Annotated in this window: 15 protein-coding genes; 14 read left to right on the top strand and 1 reads right to left on the bottom strand. The window is 37.6% G+C overall.

Annotation, left to right across the window (positions count from 1 at the left end):
- Nucleotides 1-21: 21 nt before the first annotated feature.
- Entirely contained in the window at nt 22-873 is an 852-nt protein-coding gene (gene hisG, locus ACJVDK_RS00905) for an ATP phosphoribosyltransferase (protein ID WP_443938441.1), read from the bottom strand.
- 277 nt (nt 874-1,150) lie between these two features.
- Between hisG and ACJVDK_RS00910 the strand changes: the two genes are divergently transcribed.
- From ACJVDK_RS00910 to rseP, 14 genes are all read left to right on the top strand, one after another.
- Nucleotides 1,151-2,713 (top strand): L,D-transpeptidase family protein, encoded by a 1,563-nt coding sequence (locus ACJVDK_RS00910; protein ID WP_443938442.1) that lies wholly within the window; start codon nt 1,151-1,153, stop codon nt 2,711-2,713.
- Nucleotides 2,714-2,986: 273 nt separating this feature from the next.
- A complete protein-coding gene (locus ACJVDK_RS00915; protein WP_443938443.1) occupies nt 2,987-3,391 on the top strand; it encodes a hypothetical protein in 405 nt (134 codons plus the stop codon).
- Between the two features lie 154 nt (nt 3,392-3,545).
- Nucleotides 3,546-7,697: an ankyrin repeat domain-containing protein gene (locus ACJVDK_RS00920; RefSeq protein ID WP_443938444.1), complete on the top strand. Its 4,152-nt coding sequence runs from the start codon at nt 3,546-3,548 to the stop codon at nt 7,695-7,697.
- 134 nt (nt 7,698-7,831) lie between these two features.
- Nucleotides 7,832-9,871 (top strand): BatA domain-containing protein, encoded by a 2,040-nt coding sequence (locus ACJVDK_RS00925; protein WP_443938445.1) that lies wholly within the window; start codon nt 7,832-7,834, stop codon nt 9,869-9,871.
- The gene (locus tag ACJVDK_RS00930; protein ID WP_443938446.1) at nt 9,868-11,124 is read left to right on the top strand and encodes a dihydroorotase; all 1,257 of its coding nucleotides are present in this window, start codon (nt 9,868-9,870) and stop codon (nt 11,122-11,124) included. The genes ACJVDK_RS00925 and ACJVDK_RS00930 overlap by 4 nt, the downstream gene beginning before the upstream one ends.
- 53 nt (nt 11,125-11,177) lie before the next feature.
- Complete coding sequence (locus tag ACJVDK_RS00935) at nt 11,178-11,846, top strand: hypothetical protein (protein ID WP_443938447.1); 669 nt, start codon at nt 11,178-11,180, stop codon at nt 11,844-11,846.
- A gap of 5 nt (nt 11,847-11,851) precedes the next feature.
- Nucleotides 11,852-12,433 carry a DUF4199 domain-containing protein gene (locus tag ACJVDK_RS00940; RefSeq protein ID WP_443938448.1) on the top strand — a complete coding sequence of 194 codons (582 nt, stop codon included), beginning with the start codon at nt 11,852-11,854 and terminating at the stop codon, nt 12,431-12,433.
- Between the two features lie 176 nt (nt 12,434-12,609).
- Nucleotides 12,610-13,560: a glycosyltransferase family 2 protein gene (locus ACJVDK_RS00945; protein WP_443938449.1), complete on the top strand. Its 951-nt coding sequence runs from the start codon at nt 12,610-12,612 to the stop codon at nt 13,558-13,560.
- 143 nt (nt 13,561-13,703) lie between these two features.
- Complete coding sequence (locus ACJVDK_RS00950; RefSeq protein WP_443938450.1) at nt 13,704-14,672, top strand: glycosyltransferase; 969 nt, start codon at nt 13,704-13,706, stop codon at nt 14,670-14,672.
- Entirely contained in the window at nt 14,669-15,457 is a 789-nt protein-coding gene (locus ACJVDK_RS00955; RefSeq protein ID WP_443938451.1) for a hypothetical protein, read from the top strand. Before ACJVDK_RS00950 ends, ACJVDK_RS00955 begins: the two co-directional genes overlap by 4 nt.
- Before the next feature lie 34 nt (nt 15,458-15,491).
- The gene (locus ACJVDK_RS00960) at nt 15,492-16,991 is read left to right on the top strand and encodes a GH3 auxin-responsive promoter family protein (RefSeq protein ID WP_443938452.1); all 1,500 of its coding nucleotides are present in this window, start codon (nt 15,492-15,494) and stop codon (nt 16,989-16,991) included.
- A 54-nt stretch (nt 16,992-17,045) separates the two neighbouring features.
- Complete coding sequence (locus ACJVDK_RS00965) at nt 17,046-17,423, top strand: four helix bundle protein (protein WP_443938453.1); 378 nt, start codon at nt 17,046-17,048, stop codon at nt 17,421-17,423.
- Between the two features lie 49 nt (nt 17,424-17,472).
- Nucleotides 17,473-18,660, top strand: a complete 1,188-nt coding sequence (locus ACJVDK_RS00970) for a 1-deoxy-D-xylulose-5-phosphate reductoisomerase (protein WP_443938454.1) — start codon at nt 17,473-17,475, stop codon at nt 18,658-18,660.
- A gap of 27 nt (nt 18,661-18,687) precedes the next feature.
- On the top strand, nt 18,688-20,004 hold the full coding sequence (gene rseP, locus ACJVDK_RS00975; RefSeq protein WP_443938455.1) for an RIP metalloprotease RseP: 1,317 nt from the start codon (nt 18,688-18,690) through the stop codon (nt 20,002-20,004).
- The last annotated feature ends 35 nt before the right edge of the window (nt 20,005-20,039 follow it).

The raw sequence follows: 20,039 nt of genomic DNA on the forward strand, positions 1-20,039 counted from the left end.
GTTAATATCTGTTTTGATGATTTATTGAATGATTTTCTCAATCGGCATCACTAAAATACCTTCTGCGCCTGCTGCTTTTAAGCTGTTGATTTTTTCCCAAAAATCTTCTTCAGCAATTACAGAATGTACGGCAACCCAGTTCTCTTCAAACAATGGAACAACGGTTGGGCTCTTCACTCCCGGAAGCAAATCGACTACTTTTTTGAGATTGTCTTTTGACACATTTAGTACCACATATTTGTTTGATTTTGCACGCAGTACCGAGCGGATTCTTTGCAACAGTTCGGCTACTGATGGATCGTCTACAATAGATTGATTTCCGATCAACACAGCTTCAGATGACATCACATCGGCAAAGGGTTTTAGACCATTACTTTTTAAGGTTCCGCCTGTAGAAACGATATCACAAATGGCATCACTTAAACCTAAACCTGGACCAATTTCAACAGATCCAGAAATGGTGCGAATGTCGGCTTGAATACCTTTCGATTGTAAGAAATTTTCGAGGATTACGGGATACGAAGTAGCAATTGCTTTTCCGTTTAAACCTTCCAGGGTTTGAATGTCGCTATTGTTCTGAACGGCAATTTTTAGGGTACATTTACCAAAGCCTAACTTCTGTAAATAATTCACATTCGCATTGGTTTCGCAGATTACGTTTTCGCCAACAATGCCTAAATCGGCAATCCCGTCTTGTACGTATTCAGGGATATCATCATCACGGAGAAAGAGAATTTCTAAAGGGAAATTGCTTACAGAGGATATTAATGAACTCTTGTAGTTTTCAAAAGATAAACCACAGTTTTTAAGTATTTCTACAGATTTTTCGTTTAATCTACCAGACTTCTGGATAGCTATTTTAAGTGTTTTCAAAGTATTGAATAAAGAGTGAACAAGAAATAATTTTCGAAACTAGTTTTGAAGTACAAAACACAAATATATACATCGCCTATTGGCGATGGTGTAAATGTGAGATATGTTTCAAATTAAAGTTCATATAAATTATTTGTGCTCAAATCAATACGTTAGCTGATTAGCGAAGCAAATATATACATACATAATTAAAAAACGAAAATTATGGCATTTATTTTGCCTTTTAGTTTTAAATAGGATCTTAGGAATCTTATTTTTGCATAATAAATTATACGTCTTGAAAAGAAAACATTTTTTAATTGTCCCCTTTATCTTATCGTTTACTGCCTGTAGCTGGTTTAATAGCCCTCCTGAGATTGGAAAAGTACTAGCAGAACATTTTAAAAATAAGATGTATACGAAGTTTGATAGCCTCGCTTATGACAGTGTTTTTGTGAAAACACGTGATAGTTTGACTAAAAAGTTTACAAATCCAAAAACAATTAAAGCATTTTATAGTCAAAAAGCCTCTGATCCTGTTTTGGTTACACAGTTTTATGTAACTGGAGGTTTAGATTCCTTAGTGACATATTTAGAGCATAGCCCGAATCATGGACTTAATCCAGCCATTTTTAAAACCAAAGAAATAAAAGAATTGCTGGAAAGGTTAGATGCCAACAAGTTTAAGAAAGTTGATGAATGTTATCCAGTGATTGCCAAATTAGAACTTTTATCGGCCAATGCCTATTTAACCTATACCAATTATCTAAAGTTTGGGGTTTTAAATCCACAACATATTTTCTCCAGATATTACATCAAAGTGAAGCGACCTGACAGTGTTGGAATGCTAGGCGTTTTAAATACTGCGAATATTGCAGATACCTTAAAAGCTGCACAACCACAGTCGAAACAATACAAAGATTTGCAGGCTGCTTATGTACATGCGACTGGTCAATATGAAAAACAAACCTTATTGGTAAACATGGAAAGAGCGCGTTGGAAATTGCCACTACAGGCCGATAATTATGTGCAAGTAAACATCCCCGATTTTAAATTAGTTTGGTTCGATAAACAAGATACAATCATTGCCATGAAAGTATGTGTGGGCGGCAAAAGAGAAAAGGAATATGAACAAAAAATAGCCAAATTTTTAACCTCACATAACTTAGATGACAAGCCAAAAAATCACGAAACTCCGTTACTTTATAGTGTCATAAATTCTATTCAAGTTAATCCGGTTTGGAATATTCCGGTAAGCATTGCACAGAGCGAAATTTATTGGATGGCTAGAAAAGATCCGTATTATTTGGCGAACAATAATATCAATGTTTATCGCGATGGGAAATTGATTTCAGAGCCTGATACCATCAACTGGAATCAGTATTCGAGAGAGAAATTACCATTCAAATTTAAGCAAGGTTCTGGTGCTGGAAATGCCTTAGGAAAGTTCAAATTCATCTTCGATAATGGTTCGAGTATTTACCTGCATGATACCAACTATAAGAACGGTTTTAATTTAAAAAATAGATCCATCAGTCACGGATGTATTCGCATCGAAAAGCCTTTAGAGTTTGCACAATTATTGGTAAAAGATTCCTATGCTTACGATAAATTAAGAGCGGAAGTTGACCTTCCTCCAATTGATACGTTACACATGAAATGGTATAAAAAAAGATTGGAAAAGAAAGCGGATACGAACACAGTTTTTAAACTGAAACCGGCTTGGTTTTCTCCTAAAACTAACGTGCCATTAATTATTACGTATGTGACGGCTTGGAGTGAAAATGGGGTCATTGAGTACCGCCCGGATGTGTATGAAATGGATGCCAAATTAGGAGCAATGCTGCAGAAATTCAATTAATTTTTTTTAAGATTTTTGTTAAAACAATCAAGCATGCTGTTATGCTGGTTTTGCTAGCTATGCTCTGGTTTTTGGATTGATGAATAGCCATATTTGTATGCCGTCAGCTTGCGATGATTCTTTTCGCCTTTGGCGTTGAAATAGACGAACCTTCCAATTCAGTAGAATTTATATTGTTTGAATAGCTTGGAAAGATTAAAGAATACTTAACTTCGCGGAGTTTTTGGCACGGCACATTTTGTAGCGACTATACCATAACCGAAATCTTAATCAATGCAAGAACAAACAACCTTTAATCACCAAGCCAGTATCGTTAATAGCAGTATTCGTTTTATCAATTCGTGGTTTAAGCAATCGAAAGCGATAACGGAAGAACTGAACGATTTCTTTATGCTTCCCGGCAGGAAAGTGCTAGAAAAAAGCGTAGTGATTGGCCGTTTAAAAGGGATATTTGGCGTGTCGGATGAATATGTGGGCGGACGCTATGATATTATCGATGTGCAGTACGAATTGTTGGAAGATGGCAAAGGAATAGGTTACGTAGAAGGGGTTGCCGGTTTTCGTGCAGTGCTGGGCAAAGAATCAAAAATTATCAGTGGACCCTTCAAACTGTATTTCATGTTGGTAAACGACGCTTGGAAAATCGTGAACATCGAGTTTCCGGGTTTTAGTTTTTAGCTAGCGCGATAATTGGGGTTTCAAACATAAAGCCTCTTATAAGAATTTGCTTAAATAGTGGAGATAAGTTAAAACAGTATAAAAAAATTAAACAGGTGGGAGGTCAAATCCATCTGTTTTTTTATTTTTATATTCCTTTACCAAAAATCATCCCATGCAAAAGATTATCTCCAGCTTCGTCCTGTTTTTTGCTTTTATTAGTACTGCTCTTGCTCAAAAAAGTAATCGCGAGCTGGTTCTTCAGACTTTTCACTCGGGGTATAATGTCGTCGATTTTGATGTAGATAAGAACGGTAGTAAATTGATTTCGCTTGGCGATGATAAAACATTGCAGCTATATGATTTATCCATGCGTTTAACGTACAAACGGATTTTGCTGCCTGATTCGGTCAAATGCGAACACTTGGCTATCGACACCACCGGAACGTATTTTTCAGCCTTGGAAGGGGCTAAAATCGTTATGCGAAAAGTAGCAGATGGGAATTTGTTTAAAGAAATAGCACTAAAACCGATTTTAGACTCGCTAAAACTGTATCAGTTAGATGATTTGTTTTTTGAAAAAGTAGAAGACAAAAACATGGTCTTGGTTTGTGCAACGCAACGCAATCAATATTTTTCGCCTGTAGCTATTCAAGCACTCGGTTTCGACTTACAGTCTGGGAAATTAACATTCGTAGGCCCTATTGTTCCGCTGGATGACCAAATTAACGACATCAAATTTATAGACAATCAACTCTTTGTTTTGAAATCAAAAAAAGGGCTGTTCGTATGTGATTTAATTTCTAATAAACAAGAAATTGTTTGGGTGCCGAGTGATGGTCAATCGACAGCAGCTATGCAGGTTTCCAATTCATTCATTTGGGTGTTATCAAACAATGCTTTGGTGCAGTTAAATAAGCGAGATTATGCACAGATTCGTAATTTTCCAATTGCTTTAACGGGCAACACGACATTGAAACGTAAACACTCGTTCACGGTTGATGCGAATGAAAATGCTTATTTGTATGCAGAGTCAAGGAATTTAACCGTTTTTGGAAAGAATGGAAAGGTTACGCTGTCAAACGCTCCCGAGGCGTACTTGGTGAATAAAATGGAATATTGTAAGGCCAAGGATTATTTGCTCATTGGCGACGATAGTATGGTTAGCCTCATCGATTGCAGTAGCAAGAAGGAAGTGCTAAAAAGAGATAATTCTTTAACGAAACTTGAAAATTGGCAATTCTTTCAGCCAGGGATCGCTTATATTTCTGTCCCTTTTCAAAATGCCTTTCTTCAGGTCGATTTTACCCAGGCCAGTATTACACGCCAAGATTTTTCTGATGCCGAATTCACGAGCAATGAACAATTAATCCGGTTGCCAAAAACTAAACTTGTGGCCGCAAGCAACGGTCTATATGTGAAATTTTTGGATAGTGCTAGCAACGCCTTCAAATACGGCATATCAATTCCGCAAAAGACCTTTGTTTCACAGAGTGATAATAAACTGAATTATGGCAGTTCTATCGGTTTTAAAAAGGTAGCCTTTACCCAGGATGAAAAATTTATGGTGAGCCCACGAAATTTAGAAGCAGGTATTTTGGTTTGGGATTTAGTGCACCAAAAACTCTTAAAGGAAATTGCCGTTACACCTTTAAAGAAAATTGATCCAGCTAAAAAGCAAATTGTAGGACACCTGAGTTTGCACCCAACATTAAATCGGGTTTATGTAGAAACGCAAGATAATTACGGGGGAAGTCACGAATCTTTGGTGCTCGATCTTCTTACCGGAAATGTTATCTATCAGGTTTCCACGGATAAATCCATGTCAATTAATGGAATGAAAGGTGTTTTCTTTCCGAAATCAAATAAAATAATTACGAAAGGTCAGAATTATTCAGAAACCAATGTGGTAAATTTTGATACGAACCAAACAGCGGTTCTTCCTTTTTCGATGACCAATCCGGTTATCACCAGCGACGAGAAGCATGTGTTTTTCATCGACAACGACGTGATTTATAGCTATGAATTTGAAACCAAGATAAAACAGCAATTGGGTACACAAGTAGGTGTGGAAGAGCTGGTTTTAGATCCTGCTACACAAATCTTGGTATCAACCGATCGAAATAATTGCACCCAAATTTGGGACGGCAAAACTGGTAAATTGCGTGCATCGCTTTACATACAAGTTCCCAAGCAGAAAACCGAGCAGGCTTCGTATGTTTTTATTTCGCCCGACTTTTACTATTCAAGTGGCGGAAACTACAGCAATTTAATCTTGTTGCGTGAAAATGAGGGGATGGTTCCGCTCGAATATTTCGATCGGCGGTATAATCGTCCCGACTTACTTTTAAAATCGATTGGTCTTGCCAAACCCGAGTTGCTGAATCAATTGGAAAAAGCAACGGCACGCCGTTTAACCCAAACCAATCAAACGGCATTTAGTGATTTCAAAGCGTCTATTGTAAATAAGGCCACATTTCCAATTCAATCTGCCCAAGCAAACATTACTATTGTGGGAGCACCCATCAAAGCAAAATTCCCGGTTACAAGTTACCAACTTTGGCTAAATGGGGTGGCCGTGTATAAGGAAAGAAAAAGTTGCCAAGGAGTTAAAACACTTTCAATACCCGTAGCTCTTACCGAAGCAACCAACCGTATAGAACTTGCTTTTTGGGATGAAAAGGGGAACGAGTCGCAGCATGATTTCTTAACGATAGGATTAAGCCCAGCTCCGATTTCATCGCTTTGGTTGGTTGGTTTGGGAGTGTCTACCTATCAAGATGCAAGTTATAATCTTCGTTTTGCCAAAAAGGATGTAGAAAACGTGGTCGATTTTCTGAAGAGCGCACAAACGTTCAAAGCCGTTCATGTATTAAATTTAAGCAATGAACAAGTCAATATAGGAGCAGTAGCAGAGGTCGAGAATTTTATGTCGGCCGCAAAGCCAGAAGATATTGTGATGGTGTTTTATGCCGGTCACGGTTTGTTAGATAATCAAATGAATTATTATCTAGCATCCTATGCGATGGATTTTTCAAATGCCGCTACAAAAGGAATTCCTATTCAGAAGCTAGAGTCTGCGCTATATGCCTCACCCGGCCGGAAAAAATTATTGATGATTGACGCGTGTCATTCGGGATTGGTAGAAGAGCCTTTAACCTTATCAACGGGAAAGGCTGAAACCCATGTTACCCAAAACCAACGCGGTGGAGGGGTCGTAAATGTGCAGCAAGGCTCGGTAAGTGCCGAGGTTTTACAGAATGTATTTTTAAACTTAAACAAAGGCGATGGATTGACCATTATTTCGGCATCTGGCGGAGCTGAATTTGCCTTTGAGGACGGAGCAATTGGCAACGGATTATTTACGTATTCATTTTTAGAAGGTATCAAATCGGGTAAAGCTGATCTCGATAAAAACAAGCAGATTTCTCTCTCAGAAATAAAAGGGTATGTAGAGAATCGGGTATTTGAATTATCCAAAGGAAAACAACGCCCCACAAATAGGCGATGGAACAATTACCTGGATTTCCCTATTTGGTATGAACAGGATAAAGTTAGTCAACAAATGTATCGCGCTGCCGCTGAAAACGATACCACCCAATTGCGAAAATTTTTAAACAGTGGTTACGCTGTAAATATCGCAGATGAGGATGTTAAATTTTCGCCCTTGCATTATGCCGCTAGGCAGAACAAAGCGCTTTCAATAGACTTTCTGTTAAACAATGGTGCCGATATTGAACAAAAGAGCTCGATTGGGACCACACCTCTTTATTTGGCGGTTTACAACAGCCATGTAGAAGCAACTTATCAATTAATTACCCGCGGTGCTGTGGTGCAAAATCAAGTTTTTTACGATAAACAAAAGGGAAGTTTATCATTAGCCGAACTGGCGCATCAGAAAAACAATGTTCAAATAGAAGAGCTGCTGCTGCATGCGAAAAACGTGTATGCCAATCATAAAACGATGCTGATGTTGATAAACTTGATGCAAAACAACAACTTAGAAGGTTTTAAAGCTTTGATAGAAAAAGAGCATTTTGATGTTAACTTTCTCATGGCAGATAGAGGATTATCGATTCTGTATTTGGCTATTGGTCAACAAAGAAAACCTTTTGTAGATTGGTTAATTCAAAAAGGATGTAGTATCAAATCCATTCCATACACGCAATTTGAACCGCTGCATTTGGCGGCCTATACCGGAAACGAAGCAATCATGAATGTGCTACTAGCGGCAGGGGCAGATAAAGGAGCAAAAGATAAAGGAGGTAAAGTGCCTGCGGATTATGTTCCGGCGGATAAACCCGCGCTGAAAAAAATGCTGCAATAGTTTTTTAAGTGTAGAGCAATAAAAATCAAGCTCTTGCTTTGAAAGGCCTTTGCACTAGCTATTGATGGCCGTAATTTTATCTGCTCGAATTTTTATTTATCTTGATTTCAAATTTTTACTATCTTTGATTTTTAATGAATTTCCTCTACCCGGGCTTTCTTTTTGCACTCATATCGGTGGTTATCCCCATCGCTATACACTTATTTAATTTTCGTAAATTTAAAAAGGTTCAGTTTTCAAACGTTCAGTTGCTGAAGGAAGTTGAGATTCAGAAAGCGTCACAAGAAAAGCTCAAGAATTTGCTCATTCTACTGGCCCGTATATTGGCTATTGTGTTTATGGTGTTGGCATTTGCACAACCGTATATTCCAGAAAACCAACAAAAAAATGAAGCGTTAGGCAATATCGTGAGTATTTATATCGATAATTCCTACAGCATGAATGCCGTAAACAAAGACGGTAGCCTGTTGGATGAAGCGAAGCGACGTGCAAAAGATATAGTAAAAGGCTACGGTTTTAACGATCGCTTTCAATTGTTAACCAACAATTTTGAAGGGAAACACCAACGCTTACTCAATTTAGATGAATTTTTAAAAGCATTGGACGATGTGAAAATTTCGGGGGTAAACCGCAATTTGCAACAAATCGTAACTAGGCAAGGAAATGTGTTAACGGGTTCTTTGAATAAATACAGTTACCTGATTTCAGATTTTCAGCGAAATGTAGCGGTTAAAGCGCCTTTAGATACCAAAGATGATATTCAGTATGCTTTCTTGAAACTAAATGCTTCTCCTTTACCTAATATTGCCATTGATAGTGTTTGGATGCTTACGCCCAACCATCAACCCGGGGCAACTGAAAAACTAGTTGTTCAAGTGAAAAACTTTTCAGAAGAAGAAGCCAAAAATATTCCTTTAAAACTAACGATTAATAGCCAACAGAAAGCTTTGAGTTCGTTTAACATCCCGGCAGGAAAAACCATGCAGGATACATTAAGCTTTTCTGGGTTAAAATCGGGTTGGCAAAAAGGTCTGTTAACCATTAAAGATTTTCCAATCACGTTTGACGATTCTCTTTATTTTAGTTTCAATGTAGAACTTAATTTACCGGTACTGAGCATCAACGGTTCGGAAAACACCAAGTATATTGCAGCACTTTTTGGTGCCGATGCTTATTTTAAGTTAACTGAGAATTCAGAAAGAAACGTTCAATACAGTACCTTTTCTAATTACGGATTAATTGTGCTAAACGGAATAAAAGAAGTTTCAACAGGTTTAGCGCAGCAATTGAAGAGCTATGCACAAGCCGGTGGAACGGTAGTCGTGTTTCCAAACACGGAAGCCGATATTACACAGTATTCTAGTTTTTTAACCAGTTTGTCGCTGCCAAGCATTCAGAAAGTGGTAACCACACCAAGCAAAGTAGAAAAGATAGATTTAGAAAACCCACTTTTTAAAACGGTATTTGAAGCGGTCCCGAAGAACATCGATTTACCATCCGTGAATCGCTATTTTGTATTTAACGAACAAAATTCTGCAAACAAAGAAGATATTATGCAATTGCCCGGTCGAGGCTTGTATTTTGCAAAATACGGCATAGGGGATGGTCAAATTTATTTGTCGGCAAGTGGCTTGAATGCTGCGGATGGTGATTTCGCGCGGCATGCTATTTTTGTCCCCTTGCTGTATCGCATTGCTGTAAATGGAGGGAAAGAATCTAGTTTGTATGCGTATTTAGGTACAGAAACGGCCTTGGAAAGTAAAAAAATAAATTTGGGAAAAAATCAGACCCTGAAAATTGTGTCGGATCAATTTGAAATCATTCCTGAAATTAGACAAGCGGAACGAAAAACATTGGTGTATACCGCCGATCAGATGAAGCAAACAGGTTTTTACCAGTTAAAACTTGCAGACTCATTATTAGCCGTTTATGCTTTTAATGCCAATCGTTCTGAATCGGATATGCATTATTTAAGCAGCACGGAGCTCGATAATGTATCGTCAAAAAGTAATTTAAAAGTATTCGATAGCGATAAAGACGCCCTTAAATTAATTACGGGTTCTACCAAAATAGGGCAAATAGTATGGAAACTTTGCCTAATTTTGTCCTTGGTTTTTATAGCAATTGAAATGTTGCTCATCAAATTTTTTAACAAACCTAAAAGTACAACATGAATCTCCTCGTTAAAAATGTAATCATTGTCGATCCACAAAGTACGTTTAATAATCAGCAAAGCGATGTTAGGATAGCAAATGGCACGATTAAATCTATTGGAAAGTTAACTGCCGAAAGCAATGAACAGGTTTTTGATGCTAAAGGCGCCTTTTTGCTGCCAGGGCTTTTCGATTTGAATTGTGCTGCAGGCGACCCAGGATTTGAAACGAAAGAAGATATAGAAACAGTTACCGCGGCTGCACGTGCTGGCGGATTTACCGGATTGGCTTTATTGCCGCAAACAAGTCCTGTGGTGCAATCAAAATCGCAGGTGGAGTACATTCTAAACAAAGCAAAAGGTAATTTGGTAGATGTTTTTCCGATTGGAGCCATTAGCCAAAACCGCGAAGCCAAAGAATTAGCCGAGCTGTATGATATGAAACAAGCAGGAGCTGTCGCTTTTTCAGATGGTGATAGAGGATTGCAAGACGATGGTTTTATGAGCCGTGCTTTGCAATACGCAAAAGGATTTGATGCCCTTTTAATGGTGTATCCTGAGAATAAATCAATCGCAGGAAAATCAATGATTAACGAAAGTAAAAACAGTGTGCTTTTGGGGATGAAAGGTGTTCCAGCATTGGCCGAAGAAATGCAAATTGCACGCGACATCTTTTTGGCAACCTATAATGAAACTAAAGTGCACATCAGCACAGTATCAACGGCTGGCTCGGTTGCCCTCATTCGTAAAGCAAAGAAAGAAGGAGTGCAGATAACTTGCGATGTAGCCGTACATCATTTGGTGTTTACCGAAGAACTTTTAGCCGATTTTGATAGCAATTATAAAGTAAAACCACCTTTACGTGGCAAAGCTGATCTAAAAGCACTAATTGCGGGTTTAAAAGATGGGACCATCGATGCCATTACAGCCCAACATCGCCCAGAAGAGATTGAATTTAAAAATGTGGAGTTTGAAATTGCTCATTACGGAATCATTGGTTTGCAAACGTTGTTGCCTTTATTGCTTAAAACTGGCTTGGATTTGAGTTTATTGGTCGAGAAATTAGCTATAAACCCACGTAAATTGCTAGCTTTAGAAATACCCGTGGTAGCAGAAGGCGCAAAAGCTAATTTTACCGTGTTAAATGTAACCGAAAAATGGCAATATAACGCTGCAAGTAATTTTTCAAAAGCAGCAAATAATCCCTTGATGGGGACTGAATTAATTGGAAAAGTAATGTTAACCGTTAACAACCAGCAAGTGTTTGAAGCTTAATTCAGCGCGTTGCTATAAAAAAGAAATAGGTTTTTCCACCCAATTGAACAAACATGGATAATAGAGTAAAAAAAGCGCTAGGCGCATCAATCAATACCTATGCAGAGGTGTCGGGTACGACCATCGGAAGTTTTGAAACCGAGTTAATAGCTGCATTTGAGCTTGATTTAAACTTTTTAGATAAAGCGGAAGCATTTGACGCCGTATTTGATTCACATCCAAAATTTGAAGAACTCCGCGAAGTATTTTTCGATTTGTTGATGGTGAATTTCTTCAGTGCCGATGTTCAAAAATTGGAAGATGATTACCTGGAAAGTGAAGAATGGGCGAATATTGAAGAAGAAACCATCGAGCGTGGTACCGAATTACTAAACCTATTGTTGTACATTAAAGAATGTAAAGACGAAGATTTAGAGCCTGAATTAGGCGATTTCTTAAAAGAATTTTTGTTGGTAGAGGATGATGAATTTCAAGATGAGTTTGAAATTTATGAAGAAATGATTAGCAATCAGCAGTTGGCTGAAAGCAGCGTAGAAGATATTTGTAAATCGGCTGCTAAATTGAATATTAGCGAAGAATTGCAAGAACTGTTTGTTCCATTTATGGTGTTTTTCTTGGATGTAGAGGGCAGCGCAACCACCACACAGGAATTAACCAAGTTTAGTAGTAACAAAGCCTTTGATGTTGCATCTTATACATTAATAACAACTATTAATAACTAAACAAAATGGAAAAGGAAGACAAAAGAATTTTAATTACGCAAGAAGCACTGAAAAATGGAGCCATTATAGCCGGATTATCCATTGTAATCTCACTTGTACTGCATTTTATTGACCCCGTACTCGTTTTTACTTCGTGGTGGATAGGAATTTTAACCACTGTATTGTACATTGCTTTATTGGTGGTTGTGGGCCTTAATACCCGAAAGGAAATTGGTGGATTTTGGACATTTGGAGAAGCTTTTAAATTCTTTTTAATTATAGCATTAATTTTATCGCTTTCGGCCGTGTTGTATAACATTGTTTTAATGAAAGTTATCGATCCTGATCTACCACAAAAAGCGGCTGATGCCATTGAAGCGATGCAACGCAAAATGATGGCTAGTTTTGGCTTATCGGAAGAAAAAGTAGAAGAAGCGCTAGCCAAAGCAGGAAATATGCAAGAGAAGCTAGAAATTAGTTTTAAAAATATTATTACCACTTTAGGAGTTAGTGTAGCTAAATGGGGTATTATTTCCTTAATTTTATCGGCTATTTTAAAGAAAAATCCGCCAGTATCCTTTAACTCATTTCCAAATGAGGAAGGATAGAAGATAAATCGATCAAAATTTTCGAACGTGCAGGTTTTATCAATTTATTTGATGAAATTTGCACGTTTTACATAATGCGTCATTGCGAACGAAGCCTGGGGCTGGTTAGGAGTGTGGCAATCTTTCATAAGAGATTACTAGGATGTTCCTTCGGGCAATGACGATAATACTTAAAAATGGATATATCAGTAGTAGTACCTTTATACAACGAAGACGAATCGTTACCCGAATTAACCGAATGGATAGCTAAAGTGATGGAGCAGAATAAGTTCAGTTACGAAATTGTTTTGGTTGATGATGGAAGCACCGATAAATCATGGGAGGTTATAGAAACGCTTCGTTTGCAAAATCAGGCAATTAAAGGTATCAAGTTTAGAAGAAATTACGGAAAATCGGCCGCTTTAAATGTGGGCTTTGAGGCAACCCAAGGGGATGTAATCATTACCATGGATGCTGATTTGCAAGATAGTCCGGATGAAATACCTGAATTATTCCGCAGAATTAAAGAAGAAAAATTGGATTTAATCTCTGGTTGGAAGAAAAAACGCTACGATCCAATCACCAAAACCATCCCAACCAAACTGTTTAACGCAGCAACCCGCAAAATGAGCGGAATTGAGTTAAACGATTTCAATTGCGGTTTAAAAGCGTACCGAAGCGATGTGGTTAAAACCATCGAGGTTTACGGTGAAATGCATCGGTATATCCCCGTAATAGCAAAAGGAGCAGGTTTCAGCAAAATAGCCGAGCAAGTAGTAGAGCACCGTGCACGTAAATACGGAACCACAAAATTTGGTTTCAGCCGATTTATTAATGGCTTTTTAGATTTACTATCCATTTTCTTTATCGGGAAATTTGGCAAACGCCCAATGCACTTTTTTGGTTCACTCGGTGTTTTGAGTTTTTTCATTGGTATCTTAATGTCTATTTATCTTTTAATTGAAAAGCAATATTTAATTTGGAATCATCTGGCATATCGCGATGTAACGGCACAACCCTTGTTTTACTTAGCATTGGTTGCGATCGTGGTAGGGTCGCAAATGTTTTTAGCGGGTTTTATTGCTGAATTATTGTTGCGCAATGCACCCGAAAGAAATCAATATTTAATCGAAAAAGAATTAATGTAGAGTTGGTTAGGTGTTTGGGTTGTTGGTTGTTTAGTCCTTGCTATTCACTATTGACTATTCGCCATTGACTATTCACCATTGACTAATGACTATTGACTATTGACCATTTCACTACTGACTAAGGACTAAAGACTAAAATACACATGTTTTTCTCCATCATAATTCCATTATACAATCGTCCCCAAGAGATTGATGAGCTGTTGCATACCCTAACCAAACAAACGTATTTACAGTTTGAGGTTTTGGTAATTGAGGATGGTTCAAAAAACGATGCCAAAGCAATCGTTGAAGGTTATTCGAATAAATTAGATGTAAAATATTACTTTAAAAAAAACGAGGGGCAAGGTTTTACCCGTAATTTTGGTTTCGAGCGCGCCAAAGGCGATTATTTCATTATTTTCGATTCTGATTGCTTAATCCCAGCGAACTACCTTGAGGAGGTGAAAAATTATTTGTACGAGCATCCCTTAGATGCCTACGGAGGGCCAGATGCGGCACATTCGAGCTTTACACCTGTTCAAAAAGCCATTAGTTACGCCATGACATCACCTTTTACAACAGGTGGTATCCGTGGAAATAAAAAGCATATAGGTCAGTTTCATCCGCGTAGTTTTAACATGGGCGTATCGCGTCAGGTGTGGGAGAAAGTAGGCGGTTTTATTTTAACTCGATTGGGCGAAGATATCGAATACAGCATCCGCATACACGAGAATGGTTTTAAAATAGGCTTAATTCCTGATGCCATTGTGTATCATAAACGGCGCACCAGTTTTAGTCAGTTTTACAAACAACTACATTTTTTTGGAAGAGCACGCATCAATATTTATAAACATTTTCCAGCTGAATTAAAGTTAGTTCATTTTTTTCCTGCAGTTTTTACATTGGGAGTGGCATTTACCTTGCTATGTAATCTGTTTTATTGGCCATTGGCAGTCATTTGTAACTTTTTTCTGTTATTATACTTTGTGTTGATATTTTTTCACGCATGGTCTGTAAATAAATCACTAAAAGTTGCATTTTTGAGTATTATATCTTCATTTATCCAATTAACCGCCTATGGTTTAGGCTTTATGCAAGATTTTATTAAAAGAGTCGTATTTAAACAACCATGATAAATTATTTAAAAGAAAGTACGTTTGCGGTTAACGAGGTAATTCAAAAAGCCTGGGGAATTACTAAGAAACATTATTTTTCAATAGCCACGTTGTGCTTTTTAATGTTTATAACGGCAAGTGCCTCTAGTTTAATGGCATTTTTTATAAAGGATGTAAGCAAAGCGCTTAGTTATGTCATGGCTGTGATTTTTATCATGCTCTACTTTACCATCAATTTGTCGTTGTTCAAGTATATTTTTCATTTAATGGATGATGAACTGAGTGATGTAAAAATTGTAGATACCATCCCAACTAAGCAACAAATTGTTAACTTTTTAATTGCTACCCTCTATTTTGTGGGCTGTATATTTGGGGTATATTTGGTGGTAATATTGGTTGCTTTTCCTTTTATTTACACTGGAATAAGCGTTTCTGTGGTAAAAAATGTAGCCATTTCTGTAGGAATCATCGCTATTTTTATTACTTGGTTGAGGATTTCATTTTTTCCGTTTTTTATTATCGATAAAAATGTGAAACCGTTCGAATCCATTAAGTTAAGTTTAGCAACCACAAAGGGAAATTTTACGAAGATATTATTGCTCTTAGTGGTTTTAGGTGGGGGATATTTGTTGTATCTATTACTCAGTTACTTACAATGGCCATTTGTAGCTTTTGCTGTTAATATTTTAAGTTCATTTATTATTGTTCCGCTATCGAGTGTGGCCTTAACTGTAGCTTATCGCAAAATTTCAGACGAATACACCGGCGATGAACATCCAGATATTTTACACAATATTGTGTAAGTTCATCCGTATATGTATCAACTAGATTTTTTAAATGGGATTAAAAGCAGCTTTAAGTAAACCTTTTGCGGCATTCGCCGTCCGTCAGATAAACAAGTGGAAGCAACATGCAGTGACGGCCCAACATGAAGTCTTTAACAAATTAATACAATCGGCGGCAGCAACTGCTTTTGGCAAAGATCATCGCTTTGCGGAAATAAAAAACTATGCCGATTTCAAAAAGAACGTACCCATTCGCGATTACGAAGGTTTACGCCCGTATATTGACCGTGTTGTAGCCGGCGAAGCTGATGTATTATGGAAAGGCAAGCCTTTATATTTTGCTAAAACATCAGGTACTACCTCAGGTGTGAAATACATTCCACTGAGCAAAGAGTCAATGCCTGAGCACATTAAAGCAGCTCGAAATGCCATTTTAACCTATATTCATGAAACAGGTAAAGCCGATTTTGTAGACGGAAAGATGATTTTCTTGCAAGGAAGTCCAACCTTGAGTAAGAAAAATGGTATTAACGTGGGACGTTTATCGGGGATTGTGGCGCATCATGTACCAGCCTATCTTCAAAAAAATAGATTGCCTTCGTATGAAACCAATTGTATAGAAGATTGGGAAACGAAAGTGGATGCCATTGTGGATGAAACACTCCCTGAAAATATGACCCTTATTTCAGGGATTCCGCCTTGGGTACAAATGTATTTTGATAAATTGACCGAGAAAAGTGCAGGAAAGAAAATAGCGGATATTTTTAAAAATTTTAGCCTATTCATTTATGGAGGGGTCAATTTTGAGCCCTATCGAGCCAAAATAGAACAAAGCATCGGCAAAAAGATTGATTCCATTGAAACATATCCCGCGTCTGAAGGTTTTATAGCCTATCAGGATTCGCAAAACGATAAAGGCTTATTGCTATTGGCCGATGCGGGGATTTTTTACGAGTTTATCCCGGTAGATGAATATGGAACGGAAAACCCAACGCGTTTATCGCTAGGAGAGGTGGAGTTGAATAAAAATTACGCCTTAATTTTAAATACGAATGCCGGTTTATGGGGCTACAGTATTGGCGATACCGTTAAATTTGTATCATTGAATCCCTATAAAATTGTTGTCACAGGTAGAATTAAACATTTTATCTCAGCCTTTGGCGAGCATGTGATTGGAGAGGAAGTAGAACATGCTTTATTGACCGTTGCAAACGAAGAACACGTAGAAATTACAGAGTTTACTGTGGCGCCTCAGGTAAATCCAAAAGAAGGCGGATTACCGTATCATGAATGGTTTGTAGAATTTTCTAGCTTGCCGAATGATATGGAAGCTTTTAGTAAAAAAGTAGATGAGGCTTTACAGAAGAAAAATATTTACTATTTTGACCTTATTGAAGGAAATATTTTACGTCCTTTGGTTATTCGCCCTTTGCAGAAAGACGCCTTTGTGAATTTTATGAAGAGCGAAGGAAAGTTGGGTGGACAGAATAAAGTGCCCCGTTTAAGTAACGATAGGAAGTTAGCGGATGAACTGGGGAAATATATTGTTTAATTGTTTTATTGCTATATTGTTGCACGATTCCCTAATGTACATAAAACGATAAATATGGAACTGAAATATTTGCAATTGAATCAAATCGTCGCCTATAAAAAATCCTTTCATCTGAGTAATTTGATATGGGAACTTACATCAAATTGGGATAGCTTTGCTAGGAATACTATTGGTCGACAGTTTGTTAATGCAGTTGACTCGATATCTGCTAATATTGCAGAAGGTTTTGGGAGATATCACAAAAGAGATAAGATTAAGTTTTATTACTATAGTTTTGGTTCTGTAAAAGAATGTTTTGATTGGAATGAGAAAGCGAAGGTTAGAAAATTAATAAGTGAAGAAGATTACACTAATATTTTTTCCATATTAGAAATTCTGCCAAAAGAAATTCATCACCTAATAAAATTTACAAACGAAAAATTAAAAATTTGAGTTTCTTGTATTTTTTTGAAATAGCGGGAACGATAGACAGAAATAACAATTGAACAATATAACATTACAACAATCGCCTAAAAACATCATAATATTAGGTTCTACAGGGAGTATTGGAACACAGGCGTTAGAAGTTATCAGGGATCATCCGAATATTTTTAATGTTTTGGTGCTATCAGCCCTCAAGAACGCAACGTTATTAATAGCGCAAGCAAAAGAATTTAAACCCAAAGCTGTTGTCATTTGCGATGAAAGTAAATATGCGGAAGTGAAATCGGCGCTTTTTGGTTTAAATATTCAGGTTTTAGCAGGCGAAGAAGCATTGTCTGAGGTAGCTGTTTATCCTGAAAGCGACATCGTATTAACCGCCTTAGTGGGCTCTGTAGGTTTAAAACCGACCATTGCTGCCATTCAAGCTGGAAAAAATATTGCCTTAGCGAATAAAGAAACGCTCGTGGTGGCTGGGGAATTGGTTACACAATTGGCCAAAGAACATCAGGTTAAGATTTTACCAGTAGATTCAGAGCATTCCGCTATTTTTCAATGTTTGGTAGGAGAAGAGCGCAATGAAATTGAAAAAATATACCTAACGGCCTCGGGAGGTCCGTTTTTGGGGAAAGATCGTTCATTTTTAGCCTCGGTGCGGAAAGAGCAAGCCTTGAAACATCCCAATTGGGTAATGGGAGCCAAAATCACCATCGATTCCGCTACATTGATGAACAAGGGTTTAGAAGTGATTGAGGCCAAATGGCTATTCGATTTATCGGTCGATCAGATTGATGTTATTGTTCATCCACAATCCATTATTCACTCCATCGTGCAATTTACGGATGGTTCTATGAAAGCTCAAATGGGTGTTCCGGATATGAAATTGCCTATTCAATACGCGTTTACGTATCCCGATAGGCTAAAAAACAACTTTAAACGGTTTAGTTTTTTGGATTACCCTAATTTTAGTTTTCAGCAGGCAGATACCACTACTTTTCGTAATTTGGGCTTCGCTTTTGAATCATTAAAGAAAGGAGGCAATTTGCCTTGTGTTTTAAATGCGGCAAACGAAGTGGTTGTGGAAGCATTTTTGCATGATAAAATTGGCTTTTTAGAAATGAGCGATGCGATACAAAATTGTATGGAGGAAATTCCTTTTATCGAAAATCCTCAATTGCAAGATTATTTAGAAAGTGATAAACAGAGCCGTATATTAGCCGGCGAATTAGTAACAAAAAGTATATTTTAACATCTAACATAAAATTTTTAAGAGAATATGAATGGATTGATTATGGCGGGGCAACTGCTTCTCGGATTGTCTTTTTTAGTGATTTTACACGAATTGGGACATTTCTTGGCAGCAAGAGCTTTTGGGATTAAAGTGGAAAAATTTTATTTGTTTTTTGATGCCTGGGGATTTAAACTTTTTAGTTTCAAAAAAGGAGATGTAGAATACGGTGTGGGATGGTTGCCTTTAGGTGGCTATGTTAAAATTGCCGGAATGATTGATGAGAGCATGGATACCGAGCAAATGGCACAACCGGCTCAGCCTTGGGAGTTTCGATCAAAACCAGCTTGGCAACGTTTAATCGTGATGTTAGGCGGTGTCATTGTCAATATAATTGTGGGTGTCATTATCTTTTGGATGTTGACGTTCAAATACGGAGAAACCTTTACACCCAACAGTGGCGTAGTAAACGGAATTCAAGCCGGAAATGCAGCAACAGAAATTGGTTTAAAAAACGGGGATAAAATATTGGCCATCAACGGCAATAAAGTACTTCGTTTCGAAGAGCTTAAAAGTTCTAAAGTACTCATGGGCGGAACTGCTTTAACGGTAATTAGAGGCGATAAGACCATTGAAATAAAAGTACCGGAAGATTTTTTAAATAAGATTTCAGATAACAAAGGGATTTTTGCGGAGCCACGATTAAAGAGTATTGTAGATAGTGTCATGCCTGAAACGGGTGCAGCCAAAGCAGGATTAAAAGTAGGGGATAACATCACCGCGGTAGACGGAGTTTCAGTAAAGTATCAAGATGAAATTAAGCCACTAACCCTGAAGAAAAAAGGGAAAACGGTTCAACTATCGGTGCTAAGAGCTGGAGAGCCAATCCAAATGACGGCGGCGGTAGATACCACCGGAATCATTGGTTTCTTAGGACATTTCAAAGAAATAAAAACTACTACCATTCATTACGGGTTTATGGAAGCGCTTCCAATTGGTGCGAACATGGCTTGGAGTACCTTTATGGATAACGCAAAGGGCATCGGTAAAATGGTTACCGGTAAAATAAGTGCACGTAACATTAGTAGCCCAATTGGTATTGCTAAGGTTTACGGAAGTACGTTTGATTGGGTGAAATTTTGGACCTTAACAGGATTAATTTCGATGGCATTGGCTTTCATGAACTTGTTGCCAATTCCAGGGTTAGACGGTGGGCACGTTGTATTTCTATTAATCGAAATGGTGCAACGTAAACCAGTAAGTGAAAAAGTATTGGAAAAAGCACAAATTGTTGGCTTTGTAATTTTAATATGTTTAATGGTGTTTGCTTTTGGTAATGATATTTTAAAAATATTCGGCAAGTAACATTCAAATTTTTACTATTGCCTCAGATTTAAAAA

Origin of the sequence: Pedobacter paludisoli, from assembly GCF_052344095.1 — a bacterium.
GTDB lineage: Bacteria > Bacteroidota > Bacteroidia > Sphingobacteriales > Sphingobacteriaceae > Pedobacter.